This window comes from Bacillus sp. C28GYM-DRY-1 (assembly GCF_030519405.1).
GTDB classification, from domain to species: domain Bacteria; phylum Bacillota; class Bacilli; order Bacillales; family Bacillaceae; genus Bacillus; species Bacillus spizizenii_A.
The window spans coordinates 13711-39638 of sequence record NZ_JAUMKF010000022.1; the positions used below are offsets into that span (position 1 = coordinate 13711).

A 25928-nucleotide genomic window follows, 5' to 3' on the forward strand; every position below is an offset into this window, starting at 1 on the left:
AGAATGCTGGAGAAAAGAACACCGATACCGGTAGAAGAGGCAGTTCGGCGTGTCAGCCATTTGCAAAAACAAGGGGAGACAGAATGGGTGGCGCTTGAAGAGAGTCTTCATCGATTTTTAGCTGAAGATGTAACAGCGGATCATCACGTACCTGCATTTGACCGTTCGCCATACGACGGTTTTGCTGTCAGAGCATGCGATACGGCTGAAGCTTCACGTGAGAACCCAGTTCGGTTTGAGGTTATAGATCATATTGGAGCGGGGGCTGTATCTGAAAAAGAACTTGGCCCGTTTCAGGCAATGCGGATTATGACTGGTGCGCAAATCCCTGAAGGAGCAGATGCTGTCGTCATGATAGAGCTGACGCAAACCTTTGAGGAGAATGGGAAATCGTTTATGTCTTTAAAACGCCGCTTCCAGACGGGGGACAATATCTCAAAAACAGGTGAAGACGCTCAAAAGGGGAGTGTTTTATTGAGAAAGGGCACCCGGGTGACACCCGGAGTGACTGCGCTTTTGGCAACCTTCGGATACGCATCTGTGCCTGTTGTGAGAAAGCCTGTTGTCGGGATTATCGCAACTGGTACCGAATTGCTGAATGTCAGTGATCCGCTGGAGCCAGGGAAAATCCGCAACAGCAATGCCAGTATGGTGTATGCGCAAGTGATAGAAGCAGGCGCTTCACCGCTTTATTTAGGGAAAATTTCTGATGATCTGGATAAAAGCTATGCCGCGGTCAAAGATGCGATGAAAAAGGTTGATTTCCTGATTACAACTGGCGGCGTGTCAGTGGGTGATTTTGACTTTTTGCCTGCGATCTATGAAAAACTCGGAGCGGATGTGCTCTTTAATAAAGTTGCCATGCGCCCGGGCAGCGTGACGACGGTGGCGCATGCAAACGGTATGCTGCTGTTTGGCCTGTCGGGTAATCCGTCAGCATGCTATGTCGGCTTTGAACTGTTTGTCAAACCGATGATCCAGACATGGCTTCTCAATGAAAAACCGTACCCCATTTGTGCGGAAGCTGTTTTGACCAAGGATTTTCCAAAGCCGAACCCGTTTACCCGATTTGTCCGTGCTTTCGTTTATCATCAGGAAGGAAAGCTGTTGGCGGCACCTGTCGGATTAGATAAATCCAGCTCCGTCACGTCACTTGCAGAGGCCAATGCGTTTATTATTCTGCCGGGCGGCACGAGAGGATATGAATCAGGCCGAACGGTTCAAGTGCTGCTCATCAGAGAAGAGAATGGAAGTGAGTGGCCTTGGTCTGTCCTTTCCCAATCGTCCAGGTTGTAGGATTTCAAAACAGCGGGAAAACAACGTTTATCGAGCGTATTCTTAAAAAAGCTTCTCAACAGGGGCTCAATTTAGGCTGCCTTAAGCATCACGGTCACGGCGGTGAACCGAAAACGTTCACTGAAGGAAAAGACACTGACCGTTACCAGGCGGCTGGTGCTGATGTGACAGCAGTAGAAGGTGCTGGTGTGTTACAGCTGACTGCCCGACGGAATTGGGATTTGCCCCGGCTGATCGAGTTATATCAGTTTCTCGAAACAGACTGCCTTCTGATAGAAGGCTTTAAAAAAGCCCCTTATCCTAAAGTAGTCATACTAAGCAAAAAGGAAGATCTAGAAGCGCTGCAGACAGTAAATACAATTGCCATCATTTATAGAAAAAAAGAGCATATGACAGAGCATCAGGAATTACCGGTTTTTCATGTGGATGATCCGGTTGCCGTTGATTTTGTGCTCTCACAGCTGAAGGGAGAATCTGCATAATGGAACGGTTTGAGGTTACGAAAACACCCATTATTACTGAAGACATCATCAAAAAAGTGGAGAAACGGGAAGCAGGGGCAATTACTACATTTATTGGCACGGTTCGGGAATGGACCAACGGAAAAAGAACGGTTCGGCTTGAATATGAGGCATATGAACCGATGGCCGTGCAGATGCTGGCTCAAATCGGCGCTGAAATCGAAGAAAAGTGGGAAGGCGCTTCAGCGGCGATCACGCACCGTATAGGTGTACTGGATATCGGTGAAGCAGCGGTCGTGATCGCGGTATCTTCTCCCCATCGAAAAGCTGCTTATGAAGCAAATGAGTATGCGATCGAACGAATTAAACAGATTGTGCCCATTTGGAAAAAAGAAATTTGGGAAGACGGGGAGCAATGGATTGGCGACCAGCTTGAAACAACACCTTACCCGAACGGAAAACCAGATCTAAGAGAGGAAGAGCAGCATGATTAACATTCTTTTATTTGCGGGGCTTGCCGAACAGGCTGGCACACAAGCATTGGAAATAGATATGGAACAATCAACGACAGACGAAATAAAAGCGAGTCTAAAAGAACAATACGGCCTCGAATCCATTGATACAGCTATGATTGCCGTTAACGAAAGCTATGTAAAAGAAAATACCTCCGTATCTTCAGGTGACACGGTAGCCATCATTCCACCGGTCAGCGGCGGATGAAAAGCCGGACGGCATTCAGCCATCCGGTTTTTCTGTATTTTTTTCGCATATCCCCAAGCATCCTCAGCATACAATGATTTTCTGTAAGCGTTTATTTCTACATATAAGTGACTCCCTATAAAGTAAGAGACCCACTCCATCATTAGACTGAATTTTTGAAAATCAATAGAAATGTATTTCGGGTATCGATATAGTAAAGATGATAAAAATTGGAAAGGTGCTGGTTATGGAGACATTTAAAAGATTAAAAACGTTTTATTGGCCGTACAGAAAGGTGTTCATGTGGTCGCTTCTAGCCATGCTTTTGATGACTGCGATTACTGTCGTTTACCCGATTATCCTGCAAATTACGATTGATGAAATCGTACTGGGGAGGCAGTATCAGCTTGCAGCATGGGTCAGCTTGGGGTTTATTGCGGTAATGGTTCTGAAAGGAACCGCCACTTTTTTTCATCAATATTTAGGTGATATGTTTGGAATCAAATCCGTTTATCGGCTAAGAAATGGACTGTATGAAAAACTGCAGCGGCTTTCTTTTTCTTATTATGATAACGCAAAAACAGGAGATTTAATGTCCAGGCTGACAGCTGATGTTGAAGGGCTTCGTTTTTTCTTATCATACGGTCTCGCTGAGCTCATTCGATTCGGCCTGCTGGTCGCCATCAGCCTGTCGGTTATGTTTTACTATTCTGTTCCTCTTACGCTTGTGACTATAGCTGTTCTGCCATTTCTCGCTGTTGCGGTATATCAGTTTGACAAAAGGGTCCATCCAGCCTTTAGAGGCATCCGTAAATCGTTTGCGAAACTCAATACAAAAGTCCAAGAAAATATCAGTGGCATCAATACGGTTAAATCTCTTTCCAGGGAAGATTTTCAGATCAGCACGTTTAATAAGGCCAATGCGGAATACAGGGCACAGTATTTACAAACATCATCCATTTGGTCTGCGTATTTCCCTTTAATGGAATTCATTGGTAATATTTGTATTGTAGCTCTCCTCTCTTATGGCGGCTACTTGGTCATGCAAAATCAGCTTAATCCCGGCGAGCTTGTCGCTTTTTTCAGCCTAGTCAATTATATGATGTGGCCGATTATGAACTTAGGGTTTGTCATCAATATGTTCTCTCAAGCAAAAGCGTCAGGTGAACGCCTGCTGGAAATTCTGGAGAAAGAAGAAGACATTACAGACCGAGCCCATGTTTTGCATAAACAAAAATTAACCGGCAATGTCCATTTCAAAAATGTTTCTCTTGCATACGGAAAAGAACAAACAAACGCGCTGTACAATGTAAGCTTTGAGGCAAACAGCGGGAAGGTAATCGGACTATTGGGCCCGACAGGTTCAGGCAAAAGCTCAGTTACACAGCTCCTCACCAGATTTTACAGCCCTATTGGCGGAATGATTGCCATTGATCACAAACCCATTACAGATTATTCGTTAAAAACCCTTCGCTCTAATATCGGGGTCGTACTTCAAGAATCTTTTCTGTTTTCATCTACAATTCGATCAAACATTTCGTACGGGAGGCCGGATGCCTCAATGGAAGACATCATCGAAGCGGCAAAAAGGGCGCAGGCTCACGACTTTATTATGGAGCTTCCTGATGGATATGACACCATGCTGGGAGAGAGGGGAATGGGGCTCTCCGGCGGACAAAAACAGCGAATCGCCATTGCGAGAGCTATTTGTTTGAACCCAACTATTTTAATATTGGACGATGCCACAAGCGCAGTAGATATGCAAACAGAGCACAGCATACAGCTTGCCTTAAAAGAGGTCATGAAAAACCGCACAACCTTTATCATCGCTCACCGTATTTCTTCACTGAAGCACGCCGATGAAATTCTCGTTTTTGATAAAGGGCGCATTTGTGAAAGGGGAACACATCACGATCTTCTTGAAAAAGGCGGCTACTATAAAAAAATTTATGATTTGCAATACCGTGATGTCAAAATGATCAATGAGCCGCATCAGGTCGGATAGGGAGGGCCATATGAAACAAGCAAAAAAACAGGGGATTTTGGAACGTTTCTATTATACTTCTGATGAAATCATTGAAAAGCCGTTTAACTGGGCTCAAATGTGGCGGCTGCTGAGTTATGTCAAACCTTATCGAAAAACAATTTTGCCGCTTGCCTTTCTCACCGTATTGATTGGGACTGCCGTAAAGCTTGTGATTCCCATTCTGATCGGTGTTTATGTTCTCGATCAAGCGATTACAGCGAGAAACTCGGAGTTGCTGACCCAGCTCATTTTTATCATTAGCGGTTTATATGTGCTCAATTATGCCGCCAATGTGTTAAGGATCAGGTGGATGAATCAACTTGGCCAGCATGTGATATACGATTTGCGCCAGCATTTATTTACCCATGTTCAGCGCTTATCCCATCGATTTTTTGATCAGCGGTCGGCAGGATCAATCTTGGTCAGGATTATGAATGATATTAACTCTCTTCAGGAGCTCTTTACAAGCGGGGTCATCAACTTATTGACGGACTTGCTCCTACTGGCCGGCGTTATCATCATTTTGTTTACGCTGAGTCCGGAGCTGACTATCGCCATTATGGTGACACTGCCGATTATGTTTTTTATTTCAACAAGTCTCAGAAAAAAAATACGCCGCTCCTGGCAAACGGTGCGACTTAAGCAATCGAAGCTCAATTCTCATCTGAACGAAAGCATTCAAGGCATCCGTGTCACGCAGGCATTTACGCAGGAAAAAGAAAACATGGCGTATTTTGACGGTGTCAATCAGGAGAACTACCAATCATGGCGGGAAGCAACAAGGAAAAATGCCATGTTTCGTCCGTTGGTTGAAATGACGAATGCAATTGGAACGGCTGTTTTGATTTGGTATGGCGCCACACTCATCATGAATGAAACCATTACGATTGGCGTCTTTGTTTCTTTTGCCTTCTATCTGGGCATGTTTTGGGAACCTATTTCGAGATTGGGCCAGGTCTATAACCAGCTGTTAATGGGGATGGCATCATCCGAACGGATCTTTGAGTTTCTGGATGAACAGCCAAATGTCAAGGAGAAGCCTGATGCCATTCATAAGAACAAAATAATTGGGGAGATCCGTTTTGAAGAGGTTGAATTTTCGTATGATGAAAAACGAAAAGCTCTTCATGCGGTTTCCTTCTCTATCCCGGCGGGCTCGACGCTTGCGCTTGTCGGACATACAGGGAGCGGGAAAACGACGATCGCCAATCTAATCAGCCGTTTTTATGATGCCACGGGAGGCACAATTAAAATAGACGGCATTCCGATAAAGGATCTCTCTCTTGACAGTCTGCGCTCTCAAATCAGCATTGTGCTACAAGATACATTTATTTTCTCTGGGACCATCATGGAAAATATACGTTTTGGCCGGCCGGGTGCTTCAGACGAAGAAGTGATGAAAGCAGCTAAAGCAGTCGGAGCGGATGAATTTATTTCTGGTTTAGCAGAAGGATACAAAACAGAGGTGGAGGAAAGGGGAAGCGTACTGTCTGCCGGGCAGCGCCAGCTCATCTCCTTTGCAAGAGCATTGCTCGCCGACCCAGCTATTATCATCCTTGATGAAGCAACGGCAAGTATTGATACAGAGGCGGAGGTGAAAATTCAGCAGGCGTTAAAAACGCTGCTGAAAGGGCGTACAGCGGTGATGATCGCCCACAGATTATCCACGATCCGCGACGCCGACCGCATCATTGTTCTTGATCACGGCAAGAAAATGGAAGAAGGAAACCATGAGCAGCTGCTCGCTGAAGGGGGCATCTATGCCGGGCTTGTGAAAGCGCAATACAGCACAGTGATAGAATAATATAAAAAGCCTTCAGATATATATTGAAGGTATTTGGAAATTTATTTGAAAAACATGAAACTTTTTAATAACTCTCCCGTACTATTTGTTAGATATTCTCGAGGAGGTTTTGTAATGGAAACAAATGTAGAAAAAAATAGCGGAATGGCGACTGAAAAGCCATCACTTTTTGGAGTGATCACAAGTCCGTCCATTCAATTTGAAAGAATAAGAGAAAAACCGGCTGTATGGGGACCGCTATTTATTGTTGCAGCAATTATCATCGTTGGCGCGGTACTACAATCACTCGGTACGGATTATAGTGAGCTTATGAAAAACACGAACACTCAAGGGTTATCAGCTGAAGAAATTGAAATATTCGCAACAATCACCAAATTTGGAGGAATGGCAGGCGCGATTTTCGGCGGTATCGCAGCATTATTTATTGCTCCTCTTATTTATTGGCTTTGTGTAAAAATCTCAGGCGGAGTTACGACATACAAAAAAATGCTTTCGCTCGGTCTGTTTGTCTCTTTGATTAGCAGTCTTGGATTATTGGTTAACGGAATCGTTGTTTTCACAACCAGTGCCAATCCGCTTTACAGCATGACGTCATTAGCAGGAATTATCCCGTCAGATGGGGCTCTGGCCAGCGTGTTAAATTCATTTGAAATTTTCAGCATATGGAGTTTTGTATTATTAGCAATCGGTCTTCACAAAACAGGGGGCATCTCCAAAAAAGCCGGATGGATTACAGCAATTATCCTTTTTGGAATTTTAGTTGCTTTTTCGTTTTTTGCAGGTTTAATCAATTCTTTGGCGGGTGCATAAACTCATGAAAAAAGTCTGGATCGGGATTGGAATCGCTGTTTTAGTCGCGCTTTTTATTGGAATCAATATATACCGGTCTGCCGCTCCGACAAGCGGCAGTGCCGGCCAGAAGATACAGACGGGAGGCCTTGAAGAAACAGAAATTTCGTCAACGGTTATGGTTCCCGGCACACTTAAATTTTCAAATGAACAGTATGTGTTTTATGAAGCGGATAAAGGGACATTAGAAGACATCAAAGTGAAGGAAGGCGATAAAGTTAAAAAGGGCACGCCTTTGATCACTTATACAAATGAGCAGCTGAGCCTTGAAAAAGAACAGAACCAGTTAACGGCTGAATCGAACCAGCTCCAAATTGACCAAATTCAAGAAAAGGTAAAAGCCTTAGACAGCAAAGAAAAAGAACTGAAAAAACAGGTTGGACAGAAAGAAGCAGAAAAACAAATTGAATCTGAGCGGACGGAGCTTCAAATGCAGGAAAAAACCGCTGAGATCGAATTAAAACAAACCGAGCTTCAGCGGCAGTCACTTGCCAATCGGGTGTCAGATCTTCAAGTGAAAAGCGAAATCGAAGGCACCGTTATTTCTGTCAACCAAGATGCGGCATCAAAAAAGTCAGATATTCAAGAGCCTGTCATACATATCGGCAACCCGAAAGATTTAGTCGTCTCAGGAAAATTGTCTGAATACGATACACTGAAAGTCAAAAAAGGCCAGAAGGTCACACTCACTTCAGATGTTATTCAGGATAAAACATGGAAAGGCACAGTTTCCGCAGTCGGCCTTGTTCCGGATCAGCAGGAAAGCACTGCCGCACAAGGAACAGATCAAGCGGTCCAGTACCCGCTTCAAGTGAAAATAAAAGGGAATCTTCCAGAAGGAAAGCCAGGGTTTAAATTCATCATGAATATTGAAACAGATAAGCGGAAAGCAAATACGCTTCCTTCAAAGGCAGTCAAAAAAGAAGATGATCAATATTATGTGTATACAGTAAAAGACGGAAAAGCAAAACGAGTTGATGTCAAAATCGGTGAAGTAACAGATGATCTGACAGAAATTAAAGAGGGAATTTCTCAGGATGATCAAGTCATTTTGAATCCTTCTGATCAGGTGACCGATGGAACGGAAGTGAAAGCATAAATGATTCAGCTTTCTAACGTGCGAAAAAGCTACCAGATCGGCAGGGAAACGTTTGATGTTCTCCATTCTATTGATTTGGACATTCATCAAGGGGAATATGTCTCGATTATGGGGCCGTCAGGATCAGGGAAATCGACGATCATGAATATTATCGGATGTCTTGACCGGCCGACTTCCGGTACTTATAAATTAGACGGCGAAGATATTTCTTCATATAAAGATAAAGAATTGGCGGCCGTCCGTAACCGGTCTATCGGTTTTGTATTTCAGCAATTTCAGCTTCTTCCGCGGCTGAACGCAAAAAAAAATGTTGAGCTGCCGATGATTTATTCCGGTATAGGCAAGAAAGAACGGCAAGAGCGGGCTGAGAGAGCGTTGGAAAAGGTCGGGTTAGCTGATCGAATGCTCCACATGCCTAATGAGCTGTCGGGCGGACAGAAGCAGCGGGTGGCCATTGCGAGGGCGATCGTGAATGAGCCAAAATTGATTTTAGCTGATGAACCGACCGGCGCGCTGGATACGAAAACAAGCGCGGCAATTATGGATCAATTTACGGCATTAAATGCCGAGGGAACGACAATCGTTCTTGTTACTCACGAGCCGGAAGTTGCAGATTGCACGAATCGGATCGTCATGGTGCGTGACGGAAACATTGTCCCTGCCAGCTCCGGACAAAGGAGTGTGGGAGAATGAGCCTCTTAGAAAATATCAGAATGGCTCTAAGCTCTGTCCTTGCCCATAAAATGCGATCGATCTTAACAATGCTCGGCATTATCATTGGCGTAGGCTCTGTCATTGTTGTTGTAGCAGTAGGACAGGGCGGCGAGCAAATGCTGAAGCAGTCGATCAGCGGACCGGGAAATACCGTGGAGCTGTACTATATGCCAAGCGATGAGGAACTTGCAAGCAATCCGAACGCCTTAGCAGAATCTACATTTACAGAAAACGATATTAAAGGTTTAAAAGAGATAGAGGGCATCAAACAAGTCGTTGCATCCACTTATGAAAGTATGACAGCGCGTTATCACGAGGAAGAAACAGATGTTACGGTTAACGGCATCAACGATGGATACATGAATGTTAATTCTCTAGAAATTGAAAGCGGCCGAACCTTTACCGACAATGATTTTCTCGCGGGAAAAAGAGCCGGAGTCATCTCTCAAAAGATGGCTGAGGAGCTGTTTGATAAAACCTCCCCTCTCGGTGAAGTAGTCTGGATCAACGGCCAGCCTGTTGAAATTATCGGCGTGCTGAAAAAAGAAACAGGCTTGCTTTCTTTCGGTTTAAGTGAAATGTATGTGCCATTTAATATGATGAAAGCCTCTTTTGGCACAAGTAATTTCAGTAACGTATCACTTCAAGTCGAATCAGCAGACGACATAAAATCAGCTGGAAAAGAAGCGGTACAGCTGGTAAATGACAATCATGGCACAGAGGATTCGTACCAAGTGATGAATATAGAAGAGATCGCTGCCGGGATTGGCAAAGTAACGGCGATTATGACGACGATTATCGGCTCAATTGCAGGCATCTCTCTTTTGGTCGGCGGAATCGGTGTCATGAATATTATGCTCGTATCAGTTACGGAACGAACGCGGGAAATCGGAATCAGAAAATCACTCGGTGCGGCGAGGGGACAGATTCTGACTCAGTTTTTAATTGAATCAGTCGTATTAACGCTGATTGGCGGTCTGATTGGGATTGGAATTGGATACGGAGGGGCATCGCTTGTTTCAGCTATTGCGGGCTGGCCGTCACTCATATCCTGGCAGGTTGTATGCGGGGGCGTGCTGTTCAGTATGCTCATTGGTGTTATTTTCGGCATGCTTCCTGCAAATAAAGCCGCAAAGCTTGATCCGATTGAAGCGCTGCGTTACGAGTAACCTCATGCAACATGCATGAGGTTTTTTTATGTTTCATGATTTCTACTATGAATATAAAAGACTTTATTCATTAAAATAAGAAGAAAATGTCGTACAATTGTCCTTATTTTTGTCGAATTTACAGTTTACAAACCCTATAGACATACGTTAATATGGAGAAACGTGAAAGAATTTGATAGTTATTGAATGAATTTGAATGATTTTAGTTGCCGAAACTGAAAAGAGCGTTTACAATGAAATTGTATTCAAAATGAATACGTTTTCATTAGGAGGTGAAGCATGTTAACTCCTGAACGGCATCAATTGATTATTGATCAAATAGAAAAGTATGATGTGGTAAAAATTCAAGAGCTCATAAATCTGACAAATGCTTCTGAATCAACAATTAGAAGAGATTTATCAACACTTGAAGAACGCGGTTTTTTAAAGCGTGTTCATGGGGGAGCGGCCAAGCTTTCCGATATCAGACTTGAACCCGATATGCTTGAAAAATCATCCAAAAACCTTCACAACAAATTGAAGATTGCTGAAAAAGCTGCTTCACTTTTAGAAGAAGGGGACTGCATTTACCTTGATGCAGGCACGACGACGTTGCACATGATTGATTTTATGGATAAAAGCAAAGATATTGTCGTTGTCACAAACGGGGTGATGCATATCGAAGCATTAATAAGGAAAGAAATTTCTTTTTATCTGCTTGGAGGATACGTAAAGCACAGAACGGGCGCGGTCATTGGAGGCGCTTCGCTGATTGCCATGAATCAGTACAGATTTGATAAGAGTTTTCTGGGGACAAACGGTGTCCATGCAGAGGCTGGCTTCACAACGCCGGATCCTGATGAGGCTCTTTTAAAACAGAAAGCTGTCAAACAGGCAAAACACGCTTACGTCTTAGCAGACCCTTCGAAATTCGGGGAAATTTCATTTTCGGCATTCGCCGGAATAGGCGACGCAACAATCATTACGACTGACGCTGAAGAGCTTACATTCGATAATTACCAAGAAAAAACTGTCGTAAAGGTAGTGAAACCATGATTTACACTGTAACACTTAATCCATCTGTCGATTATATTGTTCACGTTGAAGATTTTACTGTAGGAGGCCTGAACCGTTCTGTATACGATACAAAGTATCCAGGGGGCAAAGGCATCAACGTATCGAGACTGCTGAAAAGACACCATGTACCGTCTAAAGCACTCGGATTCGTCGGCGGATTTACCGGAGAATATATCAAAACATTTTTACGGGAAGAAAACCTGGAAACAGCTTTTTCTGAAGTGAAAGAAGATACCCGTATCAATGTAAAGCTGAAAACTGGTGAAGAAACTGAAATTAACGGGCAGGGACCAACAATTTCAGATGAAGATTTCAAAGCCTTTTTAGAACAGTTCCAATCTCTGCAAGAGGGAGATATCGTCGTCCTTGCAGGAAGCATTCCATCTTCACTGCCTCATGATACTTATGAAAAAATCGCAGAGGCCTGCAAACAGCAGAACGCGCGAGTTGTTCTGGATATCTCAGGCGAGGCGCTTTTGAAAGCGACAGAAATGAAACCGTTTTTGATGAAACCAAATCATCATGAGCTTGGAGAAATGTTCGGCACAACAATTACATCTGTTGAAGAAGCTGTTCCTTATGGGAAAAAGCTTGTAGAACAAGGCGCTGAGCATGTAATCGTATCCATGGCAGGAGACGGAGCGCTTCTGTTTACGAACGGAGCTGTTTATTTTGCTAACGTGCCAAAGGGGAAATTGGTAAACTCAGTCGGAGCGGGAGATTCCGTCGTTGCAGGATTCCTTGCCGGTATTTCCAAACAGCTGCCGCTTGAAGAGGCATTCCGCTTAGGAGTGACATCAGGCAGTGCCACCGCGTTCTCTGAAGAACTAGGAACAGAAGAATTTGTCCAGCAGCTTCTTCCTGAAGTTAAGGTCACACGTTTATAGAGGAGGAAACAAAAGTGAAAATAACTGAGCTTTTAACGAAGCATACGATAAAGCTTAATATTGAGAGCAAAGAAAAAGAAAATGTTATTGATGAAATGGTCACTGTTCTTGATAAGGCTGGAAAGTTAAATGACAGACAAGCCTACAAAGAAGCCATTTTAAATCGTGAGAGCCAAAGCTCAACGGGTATTGGTGAAGGGATCGCTATCCCGCATGCAAAAACGGCAAGCGTTATCAACCCGGCGATCGCGTTCGGACGTTCAAAAGACGGTGTCGATTATGAATCATTAGACGGCCAGCCGGCTCACCTGGTGTTTATGATTGCGGCGACTGAAGGCGCAAACAACACTCACCTTGAAGCACTGTCAAGACTTTCAACGCTGTTAATGCGTGAAGAAATCCGCAAGCAGCTCCTTGAAGCTGAGTCTGAAGACGCCATCATCGACATCATTAACCAGCACGATAAAGATGATGACGAAGAGGAGGAAGAAGAAGCGGCACCAGCACCTGCCGGAAAAGGAAAAATCCTTGCGGTGACTGCATGTCCAACAGGTATTGCACACACATTCATGGCTGCGGACGCCCTTAAAGAAAAAGCGAAAGAGCTTGGTGTGGACATTAAGGTCGAAACAAATGGTTCTAGCGGTATTAAGCACAAGCTGACTGCTCAAGAAATTGAAGATGCACCTGCAATCATTGTCGCAGCGGACAAGCAGGTTGAAATGGAGCGCTTTAAAGGCAAGCGCGTGCTTCAAGTACCTGTTACAGCAGGTATAAGACGCCCGCAAGAGCTTATCGAAAAAGCGATGAACCAAGATGCGCCGATTTATCAAGGCAGCGGCGGCGGTTCTTCAGCTTCAAACGATGAAGATGGAGCGAGTGGGAAATCTGGCGGCAGCATCGGAAGCGCGTTTTATAAGCATCTGATGAGCGGTGTCAGCAACATGCTTCCGTTCGTAGTCGGCGGCGGTATCCTCGTTGCGATTTCATTCTTCTGGGGTATAAATTCTTCCAATCCGGATGATCCTACTTACAACACGTTTGCTGCAGCTCTTAAGTTTATCGGCGGTGACAATGCATTAGGATTAATTGTGGCTGTTCTTGCCGGATTCATCGCAATGAGTATTGCAGACCGTCCTGGTTTTGCGCCTGGTATGGTCGGCGGTTTTATGGCTACTCAAGCAAATGCTGGATTCTTAGGCGGATTAATTGCCGGATTCCTGGCTGGTTATATCGTTGTTCTTTTGAAAAAAGCATTCGTCTTTATTCCGCAGTCACTTGACGGGCTGAAACCTGTACTAATTTATCCGCTGCTTGGTATTTTCTTAACTGGTATTATTATGCGTTTTGTTGTGAATACACCGGTAGCAGCATTTATGGATTTCTTAACAAGCTGGCTTGAAAGCCTTGGTACTGGCAACCTTGTATTAATGGGTATTATTTTGGGCGGTATGATGGCGATCGATATGGGCGGTCCGCTTAATAAAGCAGCCTTTACCTTCGGTATCGCGATGATCGATGCAGGCAACTATGCACCTCATGCAGCGATTATGGCCGGCGGTATGGTTCCTCCGCTTGGTATCGCACTTGCAACAACAATTTTCCGAAACAAGTTCTCTCAGCGTGACCGTGAAGCAGGTATTACATGCTACTTCATGGGTGCTGCATTCGTAACAGAGGGAGCGATCCCGTTTGCTGCGGCTGATCCGCTTCGCGTCATCCCAGCTGCTGTCGTTGGTGCAGCTGTTGCCGGCGGATTAACTGAATTCTTCCGTGTAACGCTTCCGGCACCTCACGGAGGGGTGTTCGTAGCCTTCATCACTAACCATCCGTTGCTTTATCTATTAAGTATCGTGATTGGTGCTGTCGTGATGGCCATTATCCTCGGTATCATTAAAAAACCTGTAACAGAGAAATAAGAAAAAAAGCGTCCTGATTCTAAAGGACGCTTTTTCTTTATCCTGCTTACTGGAACGCGGTTAAGTTATGTATTTTATTATCTTTTATGATAAAGTAAAAGAAGGGAAACAACTGATATAGCAATCGTCTAGGAGGAAACACTTTGACCGAGGAAAAAAACACGAAAATTGAAAAAACGGCGAAGAAAAAAACCAATACGTACTTGGAATGGGGAAAAGCGATTGTCATCGCGGTTCTGCTGGCTCTCCTGATCCGTCACTTTTTGTTTGAACCTTATTTAGTTGATGGTTCATCTATGTATCCCACATTACATGATGGTGAAAGGCTGTTTGTGAATAAGACAGTCAACTATATCGGTGAGCTAAAGCGCGGAGATATCGTCATTATCAATGGTGACACTTCAAAAATCCATTACGTAAAAAGATTGATTGGAAAGCCTGGAGAAACCGTTCAAATGAAGGATGACACGCTTTATATAAACGGAAAAAAAGTAGCCGAGCCCTACTTGTCTAAAAACAAAAAGGAAGCAGAAAAACTTGGAGTCAGTCTGACAGGTGACTTTGGACCGGTTAAGGTTCCGAAAGGCAAATATTTTGTCATGGGAGATAACCGGCTGAATTCAATGGACAGTCGAAATGGGCTGGGACTGATTGCGGAAGACCGGATTGTCGGCACATCGAAGTTTGTCTTTTTCCCGTTTAACGAAATGCGTAAAACAAAATAAAAACGCCTTGCTGGCCTTTGGACAGCAGGCGTTTTTTAATTTGAAAAAGAAGCGACCAATGCAATGCATAATACAGTAATGAACACTGAACCGATAATGGCCAGTACACTGAAGAAAAGGTGAACCTGTTTGTTCTCTTTTCCGCGCTTTTCTAAAAGTCGTTTAGCAAAAATGTGCGAAAATATGTATATCAGGGCTATTCCAATATATAAGCCGATATCTTTGGCGGTAAAGCCAGTTACAGCAAGGTAAAAGCCCGTAAAAAAGATCAATAAACAGTATTCAATAAGTGTTAAAAGCCTCAACGTGTTCCTCCATGAGAGTGTGTAATTTTCCAGCCGGATGCATTCTCTCTGTTTCATTGTAACATAGCTGGCCGGTTTGGGTGTATAAGTGTTTTCTCTCTTGTTTTATCAGGGAATCATTTCTCTTGCCCTGCATTCATGGTATACTTTTATTGATGATAGACATGATGGAGGATAATAAATGATTGCTGTAAATAATGTAAGCTTGCGGTTTGCGGATCGCAAGTTATTTGAAGAGGTTAATATTAAATTTACCCCAGGCAACTGCTATGGGTTAATTGGTGCAAATGGTGCTGGTAAATCAACGTTTCTGAAAGTGCTCTCAGGCGAAATCGAGCCTCAGACAGGCGATGTTCATATGAGTCCTGGCGAGCGTCTTGCCATCTTGAAGCAGAACCATTTCGAGTACGAAGAGTATGAAGTGCTGAAAGTGGTTATCATGGGCCACAAACGCCTGTATGAAGTCATGCAGGAGAAAGATGCCATTTACATGAAGCCAGATTTCTCAGATGAGGATGGAATTCGTGCTGCTGAGCTCGAAGGTGAATTTGCTGAGCTGAACGGATGGGAAGCGGAAAGTGAAGCTGCGATCCTTTTAAAAGGCCTTGGTATTTCAGAAGATCTTCATACGAAGAAGATGGAAGACCTTGGCGGTTCAGAGAAAGTAAAAGTGCTCTTGGCACAGGCATTATTCGGCAAGCCGGATGTTCTGCTGCTTGATGAGCCGACGAACCACTTGGACCTTCAGGCGATTCAGTGGCTGGAAGAGTTTCTGATTAACTTTGAAAACACTGTTATTGTTGTATCCCATGACCGTCACTTCTTAAATAAAGTGTGTACACACATTGCTGACCTTGATTTTAACAAGATCCAAATCTATGTCGGAAACTATGATTTCTGGTATGAATCAAGCCAGTTGGCATTAAAGCTTTCTCAAGAAGCGAACAAGAAAAAAGAAGAACAAATTAAACAGCTTCAAGAGTTTGTCGCTAGATTCAGCGCCAATGCGTCTAAATCTAAGCAAGCTACATCAAGAAAGAAACTTCTCGAAAAAATTACGCTGGATGATATTAAACCATCTTCACGGCGCTATCCTTACGTTAACTTTACGCCGGAAAGGGAAATCGGAAATGATGTTCTTCGGGTGGAAGGCTTAACGAAAACAATCGATGGTGTAAAGGTGCTCGACAATGTCAGCTTTATTATGAATAGAGAAGATAAAATTGCTTTTACTGGCCGCAACGAAATGGCTATTACTACGCTGTTTAAAATCATTTCCGGGGAAATGGAAGCTGACAGCGGAACGTTTAAATGGGGTGTTACGACATCTCAAGCGTATTTTCCAAAAGACAACAGCGAATATTTCGAAGGCAGTGATCTGAATCTTGTAGACTGGCTTCGCCAATATTCTCCTCATGACCAAAGTGAGAGCTTTTTGCGCGGATTCTTAGGTCGCATGCTGTTCTCTGGAGAAGAAGTCCACAAAAAAGCAAATGTACTATCCGGGGGAGAAAAGGTTCGCTGTATGCTGTCGAAAGCGATGCTTTCTGGCGCCAATATTTTAATTTTAGATGAGCCGACCAACCATTTAGACTTAGAATCCATTACAGCGCTCAATAACGGCTTAATCAGCTTTAAAGGCGCTATGCTGTTCACATCCCATGACCATCAGTTTGTACAGACAATTGCCAACAGAATTATAGAAATTACACCTAACGGCATCGTCGATAAGCAAATGAGCTATGATGAGTTCCTTGAAAATGCTGATGTGCAGAAAAAACTGGCTGAACTATACGCGTAATAAAAGAAGCAGAGATTCCTCTGCTTCTTTTTGATACATAGAGTTGAAAGGGGATCACAGCATGAAATTTTTAGTTGTCGGAGCAGGAGGAGTAGGCGGATATATAGGCGGCCGGCTTGCAGAGAAGGGCAATGATGTGACATTTCTCGTACGCCATAAAAGAGCTGAACAGTTAAAAGAAACCGGGCTTGTCATCCATAGTGAAAAAGGGGATGTATCATTTCAGCCCGCCTTAATCAGTGCCGGAGAAACAGGACATTTTGACGTCGTGATCATCGCTTCTAAAGCATATTCGCTTGATCAGGTGATAGACGATGTCAAACCGTTTATCGACCGCGAATCTGTCATTATCCCTTTCTTAAATGGGTACCGCCATTACGAGCAGCTGTTCACGGCATTTTCAAAAAAACAGGTGCTGGGCGGTCTATGCTTTATAGAAAGCGCCTTAGACAACAAGGGAGAAATTCATCATACGAGCGCCTCGCATCGTTTTGTATTCGGCGAATGGAACGGAGAGCGAACGGAACGAATAACAGCGCTTGAAGAGGCATTTTCAGGCGTGAAGGCAGAGGTCATCATCAGCGGAAATATCGAGAAGGATATTTGGAAAAAGTATCTGTTTATTGCGGCGCAGGCGGGGATCACAACGTTATTTCAAAGACCGCTTGGCCCGATCCTCGAGACAGAAGGCGGACGTCACACGGCCCAAACTCTTATTGGGGAAATTGGTGCTATTCTTCGAAAAGAAGGCGTTCCTGCAAATTCGGATCTTGAAGAAGAGAGCTTCCGTACGATGACAAGGATGTCTTATCATATGAAATCCTCCATGCTTCGTGATATGGAAAACGGACAAATGACTGAAGGCGACCACCTGCATGGCTTTTTGCTTGAAAAAGCAAAGCGTTTATCTCTTGCAGCACCTATATTAGAAACGGTTTATGCCAATCTGCAAATGTATGAAGCAGAAAAATAAATAGGAGGCGAAAAGCCTCCTTTTGTTTTAAAAAGCCCAATTTCCGTTTCTGAAGATAGGCTCTCTTTTTCCGTCTGACGTAATTCCGTCAATATTCATATCCTTAGAACCAATCATAAAGTCCACGTGTGTAATGCTTTCATTTAAACCCTCTTTAACAAGCTCCTCACGAGACATCTGTTTTCCGCCTTCAATGTTAAAGGCATATGCACTTCCGATCGCCAAATGATTTGATGCGTTTTCATCAAACAATGTGTTATAGAAAAGAATATTTGATTGTGATATAGGTGAATCGTAAGGAACAAGCGCCACTTCACCTAAATAGTGAGAACCCTCATCTGTTTCCACCAGTTCTTTTAAAATGTCCTCACCTTTTTCGGCTTTAATATCAATTATACGGCCATTTTTAAACGTGAGGGTGAAGTTTTCAATAATATTTCCGCTGTAGCTTAACGGTTTTGTGCTAGATACCACTCCGTCGACCCCGTCCTTTTGCGGAAGCGTAAATACTTCTTCTGTCGGCATATTGGCCATAAACTCATGGCCGCTCTCACTCACGCTCCCAGCACCTGCCCAAACATGTTTCCTAGGAAGCTTAATTGTTAAATCAGTTCCTTCTGCTTGATAATGTAGAGCAGCGTAATGTCTCTCGTTCAAATGGTCAACTTTTTCATGAAGATTTTGATCATGATTCATCCACGCTTGAACAGGGTTGTCTTCGTTTACACGCGTCGCTTTAAAAATTTCTTCCCACAGAAGCTGAATAGCTTCCTCCTCTGATTTGCCAGGAAAGACTTTTTGAGCCCAGCCCGCTGACGCCGCACCTACGACAGTCCAGCTGACTTTGTCTGATTGAATATATTGTCTGTATGTATGTAATGCTTTGCCTTCTGCTTTTTGGAAGGCAGCAATCCGTTTAGAATCTACACCTTTTAGCAAGTCTGGGTTTGACGACACAACAGAGATGAAAGCGGCTCCCTTTTTAGCGAGCTCTTCTCTGCCTTTTGCTTCCCATTCAGGGTATTCTTCAAAAGCTTCAAACGGCGCGAGTTCATATTTTAATTTGGAGACTTCGTCATCCTGCCAATTCACCGTGACATTTTTTGCACCTTTTTCATATGCATGTTTCACAATTAAGCGGACAAAATCCCGTACGTTTGTTGAAGCATTTACAACTACATACTGGCCTTTTTGGACGTTTACGCCGACCTCTACAGCCAGTTGCGCATATGTATTTAATTTCTGTGAAAATGAATCCATGAGTCATTCCTCCTTAAACTTTCTTCTCATCATATCAAATATGATCCTATTTAGGAAAGAAAGGAGGCCAAAGTGAAAAACCCAAAACAACATGTCTTGGGTTTTTCGATATTACGGATGATTCAGTTTTACATTGCCGCCTGCAGGCGAATGGGGCATATTTGCTAAAGAAATGCTCATGCCCCCAAGTATAATTCCGCTTAAAATGGCTGCGATCGCTACTCTTCTTCCTAAATCTCTTAGCATCTGTTTCCTCCTTAACGTTTCTCCATTCCCCACAATATGAAGGGAGTAAGGAAAAAAGAAGCAAGAAATTTACTGTATGTAAGATTTTTTCAGGAAAAGACTATTTAACCGCCTTTTGAAGCTTATCAATCACTTCTAAAGAACGGCCGGTGCCGATTGCCACACATTCAAGCGGGTTTTGCGCCACGTGTACAGGCACGACAATCTCCTCTGTGAGCCATTCTTTAATCCCGTTAAGGAGCGCGCCGCCGCCTGTTAAAATAACGCCGCGGTCAACAATATCTCCGCTCAATTCAGGGGGGCAGTCCTCAAGTGTAGCTCTGATAGCTTCGAGTATATGGAGGAGAGATTCACGCATTGCATCTTGAATTTCATTAGATTGAAGCATAATGGTTTTTGGAAGGCCTGTCACGAGGTCGCGTCCCCGAATTTCTATTGCTTCAGGAACATGCTCAATCAAGGCATGGCCAATTTCCATTTTCACCTGCTCAGCTGTGCGTTCGCCAATCAGTAAATTGTATTTTTTCCGGACGAAAGAAACGATATCCTCATCAAGCTGGTCTCCGCCTATTCTGATAGAGTGGCAGGAAACAACGCCGCCGAAGGAAATGATGGCGACCTCTGTCGTCCCTCCGCCAATATCCACTACCACATTGGCAACCGGCTCATCGACCGGTAAATCCGCCCCGATCGCGGCTGCTACTGGCTCTTCAATTAAATGGACGTTTTTAGCGCCGCAATTTTTCACCGCATCACTGATGGCCCGGCGTTCTACTGCTGTTGAGCCTGAAGGTGTGCAAACGACTACGTTCGGTTTTCTGAAAGACATGCCGATGCTTTTTGCGGCTTTCTTCATAATGTGTTTTAGCAGGTCGGTTGTCATATCATAGTCTGCGATAACGCCATCTTTCATCGGTCTGACAGCGACAATTTTTCCCGGTGTTTTACCGATCATGTTTTTCGCGTCAGCCCCGATTGCAAGAACTGCTTTTGTTGTTGTATCCACTGCGACAACAGATGGTTCATTTAAGATAATCCCTTTATTTTTGCTGTAAACAAGTATATTAGCTGTTCCTAAGTCAATCCCAATTTCAGTTGATTGAAACATGTTTTCACCCAATCTTTATCCTGATTTTATATGATTCTACATTTAAAGTTTCTAAGAAATGAAGCGATTTTTGGGGGTGTGCGTCGGTAAAGAAATGTTTTTGTAAAAAAATGCGGAACTGTGTAACAGAAGTAATACATTTTTCGGTTTTATGGAAAGAATATCTTGTAATACTTTATAGACAGCGGGAAACTTTTTCTAAGTTTCGTACGTCTACGATATATTGAGGTACATCCTTAAACATTACATGAGAAAAGACACATTTAAAGGAAGAAGGGTTTTTATGAAATCAATAGGTGTTGTAAGAAAAGTAGATGAATTAGGTCGTATTGTCATGCCGATAGAATTAAGAAGGGCACTTGATATTGCTATAAAAGACAGCATTGAGTTTTTTGTTGACGGAGATAAAATTATCTTGAAAAAGTACAAGCCTCAGGGCGTCTGTTTAATGACCGGAGAAATCACTTCAGAAAATAAAGAATACGGCAACGGTAAAATTACGTTAAGTCCTGAAGGTGCACAGCTGCTACTCGAAGAAATTCAAGCCGCTTTAAAAGAATAATATCATGTTATGAAAAAGGCGGAGCGATAGAATCTCCGTCTTTTTTTCGTGCCAATTTCTGATTACAGCCGCCTAAAATATGACATCATGAATATTAGGTAATGAATGATTTGGGATACTTTACATATTTTACTCAATTATTTTGTCGAATAATGGTACAATAAGTAGAGAAACACAAGCGGCAGGTGGTCATATGAGAAAATATCAAGCTCGTATCATTTCCATCATTTTGGCAATGATATTTATTATGTTTTGGGATTATTTATTTTATATTATAGGCAAAAATCCGATTAATTGGCCTGTTGATATTGTGTATACTGCAGTCACGATAGTAAGTGTTTGGATGCTGGCTTATTACGTCGATGAGAAACAGCAGCTGATTAAGAAAATGAAGGATAATGAATGGAAGTATAAACAGCTTTCTGAAGAAAAAAACCGCATCATGGATAATCTGCAAGAAATCGTATTTCAAACGAATGCAAAAGGCGAAATTACATATTTAAACCAAGCGTGGGCATCCATAACCGGCTTTTCAATCAGTGAATGTATGGGAACGATGTATAATGATTACTTCATAAAAGAAAAGCACGTAGCCGACCACATTAACAGCCAAATTCAAAACAGAGCGTCTTCTGGCATGTTTACGGCAAAATACGTGAAAAAGAGCGGCACGATTTTTTGGGGAGAAGTTCATTATAAACTTTACTACGACCGAGATGACCAATTTACAGGCAGCCTGGGTACAATGTCAGATATTACTGAGCGGAAAGAGGCTGAAGATGAGCTCATTGAGATTAATGAACGGCTGGCGAGAGAATCTCAAAAACTGTCAATTACGAGTGAGCTTGCTGCTGGTATTGCACACGAGGTCAGAAACCCTTTAACATCTGTCAGCGGTTTCCTTCAGATTATGAAAACACAATATCCGGAAAGAAAAGGCTATTTTGACATCATCTTTTCAGAGATTAAAAGAATTGATTTGGTGCTCAGCGAGCTGTTGCTGCTTGCAAAACCGCAGGCGGTCACATTTAAAATGCATCAGCTTAACGAGATACTGAAACAAGTCACGACATTGCTTGATACCAATGCTATTCTGTCCAATATTGTCATAGAAAAAGATTTCAAAGAGACAGATGGCTGTATCATTAACGGAGACGAAAATCAGCTGAAGCAGGTGTTTATCAATATCATAAAAAATGGAATTGAGGCAATGCCAAAAGGCGGTGTCGTAACCATTTCGACTGCTAAAACAGCCTCTCATGCAGTGATAAGCGTTAAAGATGAAGGGAACGGCATGCCGCAGGAAAAGCTTAAACAAATTGGCAAACCTTTTTATTCAACAAAAGAAAAGGGCACCGGACTCGGACTTGCCATTTGTTTGAGAATTTTGAAAGAACATGACGGGGAATTGAAAATCGAAAGTGAACCTGGAAAAGGCAGCGTCTTTCAAGTTGTTTTGCCTTTAACATCAGACACCTGAGAGGGGGAACATGAAGATGAACTCGCTTCTGTTTGTATACGGGACATTAAGAAAACATGAAGAAAGTCATCACCTGCTTGCTCAATCGGCATGTATCAATGAGCAGGCCAGGACGAAGGGATGTCTGTTCGCTGCAAAAGAGGGACCCGCAGCCGTTTTTGAAAATGAGGGCTATATATGCGGCGAGGTATATGAAGCAGACGAATTATGTATACATAAGCTCGATCAATTTTATCAAGGCTATGATAAACAAACAGTGCATGTAGAAACGGATGCCGGGATCAAAAAAGCGCTTGTTTATTTTATGAACAAAGATGAGTGTGCCGGCTTTCCGATAATAAACAGCGGCGACTGGAAAGAACATCAGATGATCAGCAAATCGAAAAATCCTGTTTATTATTTTGCCTATGGGTCCTGCATGGACAATGTCCGCTTTCAGAAGTCAGGAGTCGATCACTATTTTCAAGATCCAGTGGGGAGAGCTGTTTTAAAAGGGTACACAACCCGATTCACCCTAAAAAGGAAAGACGGGTCAAGAGCGGATATGATGGAAGACGGTGGAACAACAGAAGGCGTTTTATATCGTATTCCTTTCTCTGCTCTCTCCTATCTGTACAAAAGGGAAGGTGTTGAATCTCTCACGTATCGGCCGGCATTTGTAGACGTTGAGGCAGACGGAAGGCGCTACACAGACTGCTTAACCTTTCTCGTCCTCCAAAAAGAAGCGGAAACTGCCCCGCCTCAGCACTATCAGATAGAAATTGAACGCGGAGCGGAGATGTATTTGTCACCGGGGTTTGCTGAAAAGCTCAAGCGGCATATGAATTCGCTCCCAAAAGGTTAAACGAAATTAACACTGTTACAGAAGAATATGATAAAATTTGATCAATATGAAGTCAGGTAAAGGAGCACCATTATGAAAAAAGAATTTGCAGTAATTGGACTTGGCCGTTTTGGTGGCAGTATTTGCAAAGCATTAAGCGAAGAAGGCGTCGAGGTTATGGCGATGGATATCGATGAAGATAAAGTCAACGAGTATGCCAAGATCGCATCCCACGCCGTTATCGGTGATTCAACAGACGAATCTGTCCTGAAAAATTTGGGTCTGCGAAATTTTGACCACGTCATTGTAGCAATTGGAGAAAATATTCAAGCAAGTATTTTAACAACTCTCATTCTGAAAGAACTTGGCGTTCATACCATTACAGTGAAGGCACAGAACGATTATCACGAAAAAGTGCTCTCTAAAATCGGTGCCGATCACATCATCCACCCGGAACGCGATATGGCAAAACGTATTGCGCATAACATTGTGTCCAACAACGTACTTGATTATTTGGAGCTGTCTGAAGAGCACAGTATTGTTGAAATCGTGGCTAACAGCCGCCTGGCGGGAAATACACTCCTCGATTTAGATATTCGTGCGAAATACGGTATTAACATCGTAGCTATCAAAAGGGGCAAGGAAGTCATCGTATCACCTCTTGCGACGGAAGTGATACATCAAGAAGATATCCTCATCGTTATTGGATCAGATACAGACATTTCCCGTTTCGAAAAAAGAGTTCTTCATACCAAATAGCAGTAAAATAAGCCGTCCCAAAGGGCGGTGTTTTTACTATTATCAGAATATAACAACTTTAAAGAAATGAGCGTCAATTTCTTAAAATTTTATTGACTAAGCATAGGCGTTCCGATAGCATATTGTACCATATAATAAAAGAGGAGGGGCCTATATGAATAAAGAAGCGCTGGTCAATAGGCTGAATGCTTCAGCCCGAAGACAAAAAGCTGATATCGTCATTAAGAACGGAAAAATCATGGACGTATATAATCAAGAGTGGATATATGAAGATATTGCGATTACAGATGGAGTCATTGTAGGCCTCGGCGAGTATGAAGGCGAAAATATCATTGATGCGGAGGGGCAAATGATTGTTCCGGGTTTTATTGATGGACATGTACATATTGAGTCATCAATGGTTACACCAATAGAATTCGCTAAAGCGATACTGCCACATGGCGTGACGACCGTTGTTACCGATCCGCATGAAATCGCGAATGTGTCTGGGGAAAAAGGGATTGCATTCATGATTGAACAGGCTCGGCAAACACCGCTGAATATCCATTTTATGCTCCCCTCCAGTGTGCCTGCCGCAAGCTTTGAGCGATCAGGCGCAGTGCTAAAAGCTGCCGATTTAAAGCCTTTTTACGAAGAGGGAGAAGTATTGGGGCTGGCTGAAGTTATGGATTATGTGTCGGTTCAGCAGGCTGAAGAAGATATGGTGCAGAAACTGCTTGATGCCCGTATTGCAGGAAAGCGGATAGACGGTCATTTGGCGGGGTTATCTACAGATCTCATTAACATATATAGAACCGCATTGGTCTTAAACGATCATGAAGTAACGACGAAGGAAGAAGCCCTTGATCGTATTAGAAGGGGAATGTATGTGATGATGCGTGAAGGGTCAGTCGCCAAAAACACTCTCAATGTGCTGCCGGCGGTGAATGAAAAGAACGCGCGCCGTTTCTTCTTCTGTACAGATGATAAGCATGTAGATGATTTATTGTCAGAGGGTAGTGTGAATCATCAGGTGAAAATGGCCATTCAAGCTGGACTAAACCCGTTTTTAGCCTATCAATTAGGAAGCCTTAACGCAGCGGAATGCTATGGATTAGATACAAAGGGAGCGATTGCCCCAGGTTTTGACGCTGATTTGCTCTTTGTATCTGATCTGGAAAACGTCACTGTCACAATGACGATGGTCAAAGGACAGACTGTTGCTGAAGGCAGCAAAGTAATGTATCAAAATAGCGCTTCAACGGCGGCACCAGAACCAGTACTGCTTAATTCTGTTAAGCTTGCTGCTCCTCTTAACAAACAGAATTTTTATATGCCAATTGATTCAAAGCAGGAGATCAATGTGATTCAAATTATTCCAAATCAGCTGGAAACACGGTTGATACATGTCGAGGCTCCTAATGCTCGTGACTTTGAGTCTGACATTGAGCTCGACTTGTTAAAGATTGCAGTTGTTGAGCGGCATACTGGCTTAAAAGAAATCGGGCTTGGTGTTGTGAAAGGATTTGGGTTAAAGAGCGGAGCGATTGCTACAACCATTTCGCACGATTCCCATAATATTATTGCCGTCGGAACAAATGATGCCGATATTGCGGCTGCAGTAAATAAGCTGCAGGAAATTGGCGGAGGGTTAACGGTCATTAAAAATGCAGAAGAGCTTCATTCAGTTCCGCTGCCGATTGCGGGGTTATTATCCGACCAATCTGCAGAACAAGTGAATCAAAGCTTACTGACGCTGCATGATAAATTGTCGGTAGTCGGTTTCACAGGCGGGTTTAATCCATTTTTGACGCTGTCGTTTTTAGCTTTGCCTGTCATTCCTGACATCAAAATGACGACAACAGGATTATTTGATGTAAAATCATTTCAGCATATTGCATTGCAATAAAAAAAGATGCACTCACTTT

The 25928-nt window shown here is 43.2% G+C and carries 25 protein-coding genes; 21 read left to right on the plus strand and 4 right to left on the minus strand.

All coding sequences use genetic code 11. From position 1 onward, the window contains the following. Positions 1–3 precede the first annotated feature (3 nt). The 14 genes from Q3W56_RS17295 to sipT all read left to right on the plus strand — a co-directional run bounded on the left by Q3W56_RS17295 (position 4) and on the right by sipT (position 14704). Positions 4–1296: a molybdopterin molybdotransferase MoeA gene (locus Q3W56_RS17295; protein WP_302896298.1), complete on the plus strand. Its 1293-nt coding sequence runs from the start codon at positions 4–6 to the stop codon at positions 1294–1296. Continuing rightward, positions 1257–1778 carry a molybdopterin-guanine dinucleotide biosynthesis protein B gene (gene mobB / locus Q3W56_RS17300; protein ID WP_302896299.1) on the plus strand — a complete coding sequence of 174 codons (522 nt, stop codon included), beginning with the start codon at positions 1257–1259 and terminating at the stop codon, positions 1776–1778. The genes Q3W56_RS17295 and mobB overlap by 40 nt, the downstream gene beginning before the upstream one ends. Further along, positions 1778–2251 (plus strand): molybdenum cofactor biosynthesis protein MoaE, encoded by a 474-nt coding sequence (locus tag Q3W56_RS17305; RefSeq protein ID WP_302896300.1) that lies wholly within the window; start codon positions 1778–1780, stop codon positions 2249–2251. Before mobB ends, Q3W56_RS17305 begins: the two co-directional genes overlap by 1 nt. Further along, positions 2244–2477: a molybdopterin converting factor subunit 1 gene (gene moaD / locus Q3W56_RS17310; RefSeq protein WP_302896301.1), complete on the plus strand. Its 234-nt coding sequence runs from the start codon at positions 2244–2246 to the stop codon at positions 2475–2477. Before Q3W56_RS17305 ends, moaD begins: the two co-directional genes overlap by 8 nt. 226 nt (positions 2478–2703) lie before the next feature. Next, positions 2704–4461: an ABC transporter ATP-binding protein gene (locus Q3W56_RS17315; RefSeq protein WP_302896302.1), complete on the plus strand. Its 1758-nt coding sequence runs from the start codon at positions 2704–2706 to the stop codon at positions 4459–4461. Between the two features lie 10 nt (positions 4462–4471). Further along, the gene (locus Q3W56_RS17320; RefSeq protein ID WP_302896303.1) at positions 4472–6286 is read left to right on the plus strand and encodes an ABC transporter ATP-binding protein; all 1815 of its coding nucleotides are present in this window, start codon (positions 4472–4474) and stop codon (positions 6284–6286) included. Between the two features lie 114 nt (positions 6287–6400). Next, positions 6401–7096, plus strand: a complete 696-nt coding sequence (gene yknW / locus Q3W56_RS17325) for a YknW family membrane protein (RefSeq protein WP_302896304.1) — start codon at positions 6401–6403, stop codon at positions 7094–7096. 4 nt (positions 7097–7100) lie between these two features. Next, on the plus strand, positions 7101–8234 hold the full coding sequence (locus Q3W56_RS17330; RefSeq protein WP_302896305.1) for an efflux RND transporter periplasmic adaptor subunit: 1134 nt from the start codon (positions 7101–7103) through the stop codon (positions 8232–8234). Then, positions 8235–8927, plus strand: coding sequence for an ABC transporter ATP-binding protein YknY (gene yknY, locus Q3W56_RS17335; RefSeq protein ID WP_044445151.1), 693 nt, complete (start codon positions 8235–8237; stop codon positions 8925–8927). Then, the gene (skiZ, locus tag Q3W56_RS17340) at positions 8924–10117 is read left to right on the plus strand and encodes a sporulation-delaying-protein transporter subunit SkiZ (RefSeq protein ID WP_302896306.1); all 1194 of its coding nucleotides are present in this window, start codon (positions 8924–8926) and stop codon (positions 10115–10117) included. Before yknY ends, skiZ begins: the two co-directional genes overlap by 4 nt. A gap of 279 nt (positions 10118–10396) precedes the next feature. Then, positions 10397–11152 (plus strand): DeoR/GlpR family DNA-binding transcription regulator, encoded by a 756-nt coding sequence (locus tag Q3W56_RS17345; protein WP_302896307.1) that lies wholly within the window; start codon positions 10397–10399, stop codon positions 11150–11152. After that, on the plus strand, positions 11149–12060 hold the full coding sequence (gene pfkB, locus Q3W56_RS17350) for a 1-phosphofructokinase (RefSeq protein ID WP_268400607.1): 912 nt from the start codon (positions 11149–11151) through the stop codon (positions 12058–12060). Before Q3W56_RS17345 ends, pfkB begins: the two co-directional genes overlap by 4 nt. Before the next feature lie 14 nt (positions 12061–12074). Then, a complete protein-coding gene (locus Q3W56_RS17355) occupies positions 12075–13979 on the plus strand; it encodes a PTS fructose transporter subunit IIABC (RefSeq protein WP_302896308.1) in 1905 nt (634 codons plus the stop codon). A gap of 143 nt (positions 13980–14122) precedes the next feature. Beyond that, complete coding sequence (gene sipT / locus Q3W56_RS17360; RefSeq protein WP_302896309.1) at positions 14123–14704, plus strand: signal peptidase I sipT; 582 nt, start codon at positions 14123–14125, stop codon at positions 14702–14704. A gap of 35 nt (positions 14705–14739) precedes the next feature. Here sipT and Q3W56_RS17365 read toward each other — a convergent pair whose 3' ends face one another. Continuing rightward, positions 14740–15009, minus strand: coding sequence for a hypothetical protein (locus tag Q3W56_RS17365; RefSeq protein WP_019714260.1), 270 nt, complete (start codon positions 15007–15009; stop codon positions 14740–14742). Positions 15010–15190: 181 nt separating this feature from the next. Here Q3W56_RS17365 and Q3W56_RS17370 point away from each other — a divergent pair, with 181 nt between their 5' ends. Together Q3W56_RS17370 and Q3W56_RS17375 are read left to right on the plus strand one after the other, a co-directional pair. Further along, a complete protein-coding gene (locus Q3W56_RS17370) occupies positions 15191–16810 on the plus strand; it encodes an ABC-F family ATP-binding cassette domain-containing protein (RefSeq protein ID WP_019714261.1) in 1620 nt (539 codons plus the stop codon). A gap of 61 nt (positions 16811–16871) precedes the next feature. Next, positions 16872–17783 carry a ketopantoate reductase family protein gene (locus Q3W56_RS17375; protein ID WP_302896310.1) on the plus strand — a complete coding sequence of 304 codons (912 nt, stop codon included), beginning with the start codon at positions 16872–16874 and terminating at the stop codon, positions 17781–17783. A 27-nt stretch (positions 17784–17810) separates the two neighbouring features. On the opposite strand, the gene Q3W56_RS17380 is transcribed toward Q3W56_RS17375, so the two are convergent. The 3 genes from Q3W56_RS17380 to mreBH all read right to left on the minus strand — a co-directional run bounded on the left by Q3W56_RS17380 (position 17811) and on the right by mreBH (position 20397). Next, positions 17811–19043 carry an aminopeptidase gene (locus Q3W56_RS17380; protein ID WP_302896311.1) on the minus strand — a complete coding sequence of 411 codons (1233 nt, stop codon included), beginning with the start codon at positions 19041–19043 and terminating at the stop codon, positions 17811–17813. 111 nt (positions 19044–19154) lie between these two features. Then, complete coding sequence (locus Q3W56_RS17385; protein WP_019714264.1) at positions 19155–19289, minus strand: protein YkpC; 135 nt, start codon at positions 19287–19289, stop codon at positions 19155–19157. 100 nt (positions 19290–19389) lie between these two features. Continuing rightward, on the minus strand, positions 19390–20397 hold the full coding sequence (gene mreBH / locus Q3W56_RS17390) for a cell shape-determining protein MreBH (protein WP_029317035.1): 1008 nt from the start codon (positions 20395–20397) through the stop codon (positions 19390–19392). Positions 20398–20680: 283 nt separating this feature from the next. On the opposite strand from mreBH, the gene abhA reads away from it, so the two are divergent. The 5 genes from abhA (at position 20681) to ade (ending at position 25909) form a co-directional block, all read left to right on the plus strand. Continuing rightward, entirely contained in the window at positions 20681–20959 is a 279-nt protein-coding gene (abhA, locus tag Q3W56_RS17395; protein WP_019714266.1) for a transcriptional regulator AbhA, read from the plus strand. A gap of 193 nt (positions 20960–21152) precedes the next feature. Further along, positions 21153–22439: a two-component sensor histidine kinase KinC gene (gene kinC / locus Q3W56_RS17400; protein WP_302896312.1), complete on the plus strand. Its 1287-nt coding sequence runs from the start codon at positions 21153–21155 to the stop codon at positions 22437–22439. A 16-nt stretch (positions 22440–22455) separates the two neighbouring features. Next, complete coding sequence (locus Q3W56_RS17405) at positions 22456–23283, plus strand: gamma-glutamylcyclotransferase family protein (protein WP_302896313.1); 828 nt, start codon at positions 22456–22458, stop codon at positions 23281–23283. Between the two features lie 72 nt (positions 23284–23355). After that, positions 23356–24021, plus strand: a complete 666-nt coding sequence (gene ktrC, locus Q3W56_RS17410) for a Ktr system potassium transporter KtrC (protein ID WP_019714269.1) — start codon at positions 23356–23358, stop codon at positions 24019–24021. A 154-nt stretch (positions 24022–24175) separates the two neighbouring features. Next, positions 24176–25909 carry an adenine deaminase gene (gene ade / locus Q3W56_RS17415; RefSeq protein ID WP_302896314.1) on the plus strand — a complete coding sequence of 578 codons (1734 nt, stop codon included), beginning with the start codon at positions 24176–24178 and terminating at the stop codon, positions 25907–25909. Positions 25910–25928 lie beyond the last annotated feature (19 nt).

Coding starts and splice junctions, on each gene's coding strand:
- Q3W56_RS17295 (WP_302896298.1), top strand. CDS start 4: ATGCTGGAGAAAAGAACACCGATACCGGTAGAAGAGGCAGTTCGGCGT.
- Q3W56_RS17305 (WP_302896300.1), top strand. CDS start 1,778: ATGGAACGGTTTGAGGTTACGAAAACACCCATTATTACTGAAGACATC.
- moaD (WP_302896301.1), top strand. CDS start 2,244: ATGATTAACATTCTTTTATTTGCGGGGCTTGCCGAACAGGCTGGCACA.
- Q3W56_RS17315 (WP_302896302.1), top strand. CDS start 2,704: ATGGAGACATTTAAAAGATTAAAAACGTTTTATTGGCCGTACAGAAAG.
- Q3W56_RS17320 (WP_302896303.1), top strand. CDS start 4,472: ATGAAACAAGCAAAAAAACAGGGGATTTTGGAACGTTTCTATTATACT.
- yknW (WP_302896304.1), top strand. CDS start 6,401: ATGGAAACAAATGTAGAAAAAAATAGCGGAATGGCGACTGAAAAGCCA.
- Q3W56_RS17330 (WP_302896305.1), top strand. CDS start 7,101: ATGAAAAAAGTCTGGATCGGGATTGGAATCGCTGTTTTAGTCGCGCTT.
- yknY (WP_044445151.1), top strand. CDS start 8,235: ATGATTCAGCTTTCTAACGTGCGAAAAAGCTACCAGATCGGCAGGGAA.
- skiZ (WP_302896306.1), top strand. CDS start 8,924: ATGAGCCTCTTAGAAAATATCAGAATGGCTCTAAGCTCTGTCCTTGCC.
- Q3W56_RS17345 (WP_302896307.1), top strand. CDS start 10,397: ATGTTAACTCCTGAACGGCATCAATTGATTATTGATCAAATAGAAAAG.
- pfkB (WP_268400607.1), top strand. CDS start 11,149: ATGATTTACACTGTAACACTTAATCCATCTGTCGATTATATTGTTCAC.
- Q3W56_RS17370 (WP_019714261.1), top strand. CDS start 15,191: ATGATTGCTGTAAATAATGTAAGCTTGCGGTTTGCGGATCGCAAGTTA.
- Q3W56_RS17375 (WP_302896310.1), top strand. CDS start 16,872: ATGAAATTTTTAGTTGTCGGAGCAGGAGGAGTAGGCGGATATATAGGC.
- Q3W56_RS17380 (WP_302896311.1), bottom strand. CDS start 19,043: ATGGATTCATTTTCACAGAAATTAAATACATATGCGCAACTGGCTGTA.
- Q3W56_RS17385 (WP_019714264.1), bottom strand. CDS start 19,289: ATGCTAAGAGATTTAGGAAGAAGAGTAGCGATCGCAGCCATTTTAAGC.
- mreBH (WP_029317035.1), bottom strand. CDS start 20,397: ATGTTTCAATCAACTGAAATTGGGATTGACTTAGGAACAGCTAATATA.
- abhA (WP_019714266.1), top strand. CDS start 20,681: ATGAAATCAATAGGTGTTGTAAGAAAAGTAGATGAATTAGGTCGTATT.
- kinC (WP_302896312.1), top strand. CDS start 21,153: ATGAGAAAATATCAAGCTCGTATCATTTCCATCATTTTGGCAATGATA.
- Q3W56_RS17405 (WP_302896313.1), top strand. CDS start 22,456: ATGAACTCGCTTCTGTTTGTATACGGGACATTAAGAAAACATGAAGAA.
- ktrC (WP_019714269.1), top strand. CDS start 23,356: ATGAAAAAAGAATTTGCAGTAATTGGACTTGGCCGTTTTGGTGGCAGT.
- ade (WP_302896314.1), top strand. CDS start 24,176: ATGAATAAAGAAGCGCTGGTCAATAGGCTGAATGCTTCAGCCCGAAGA.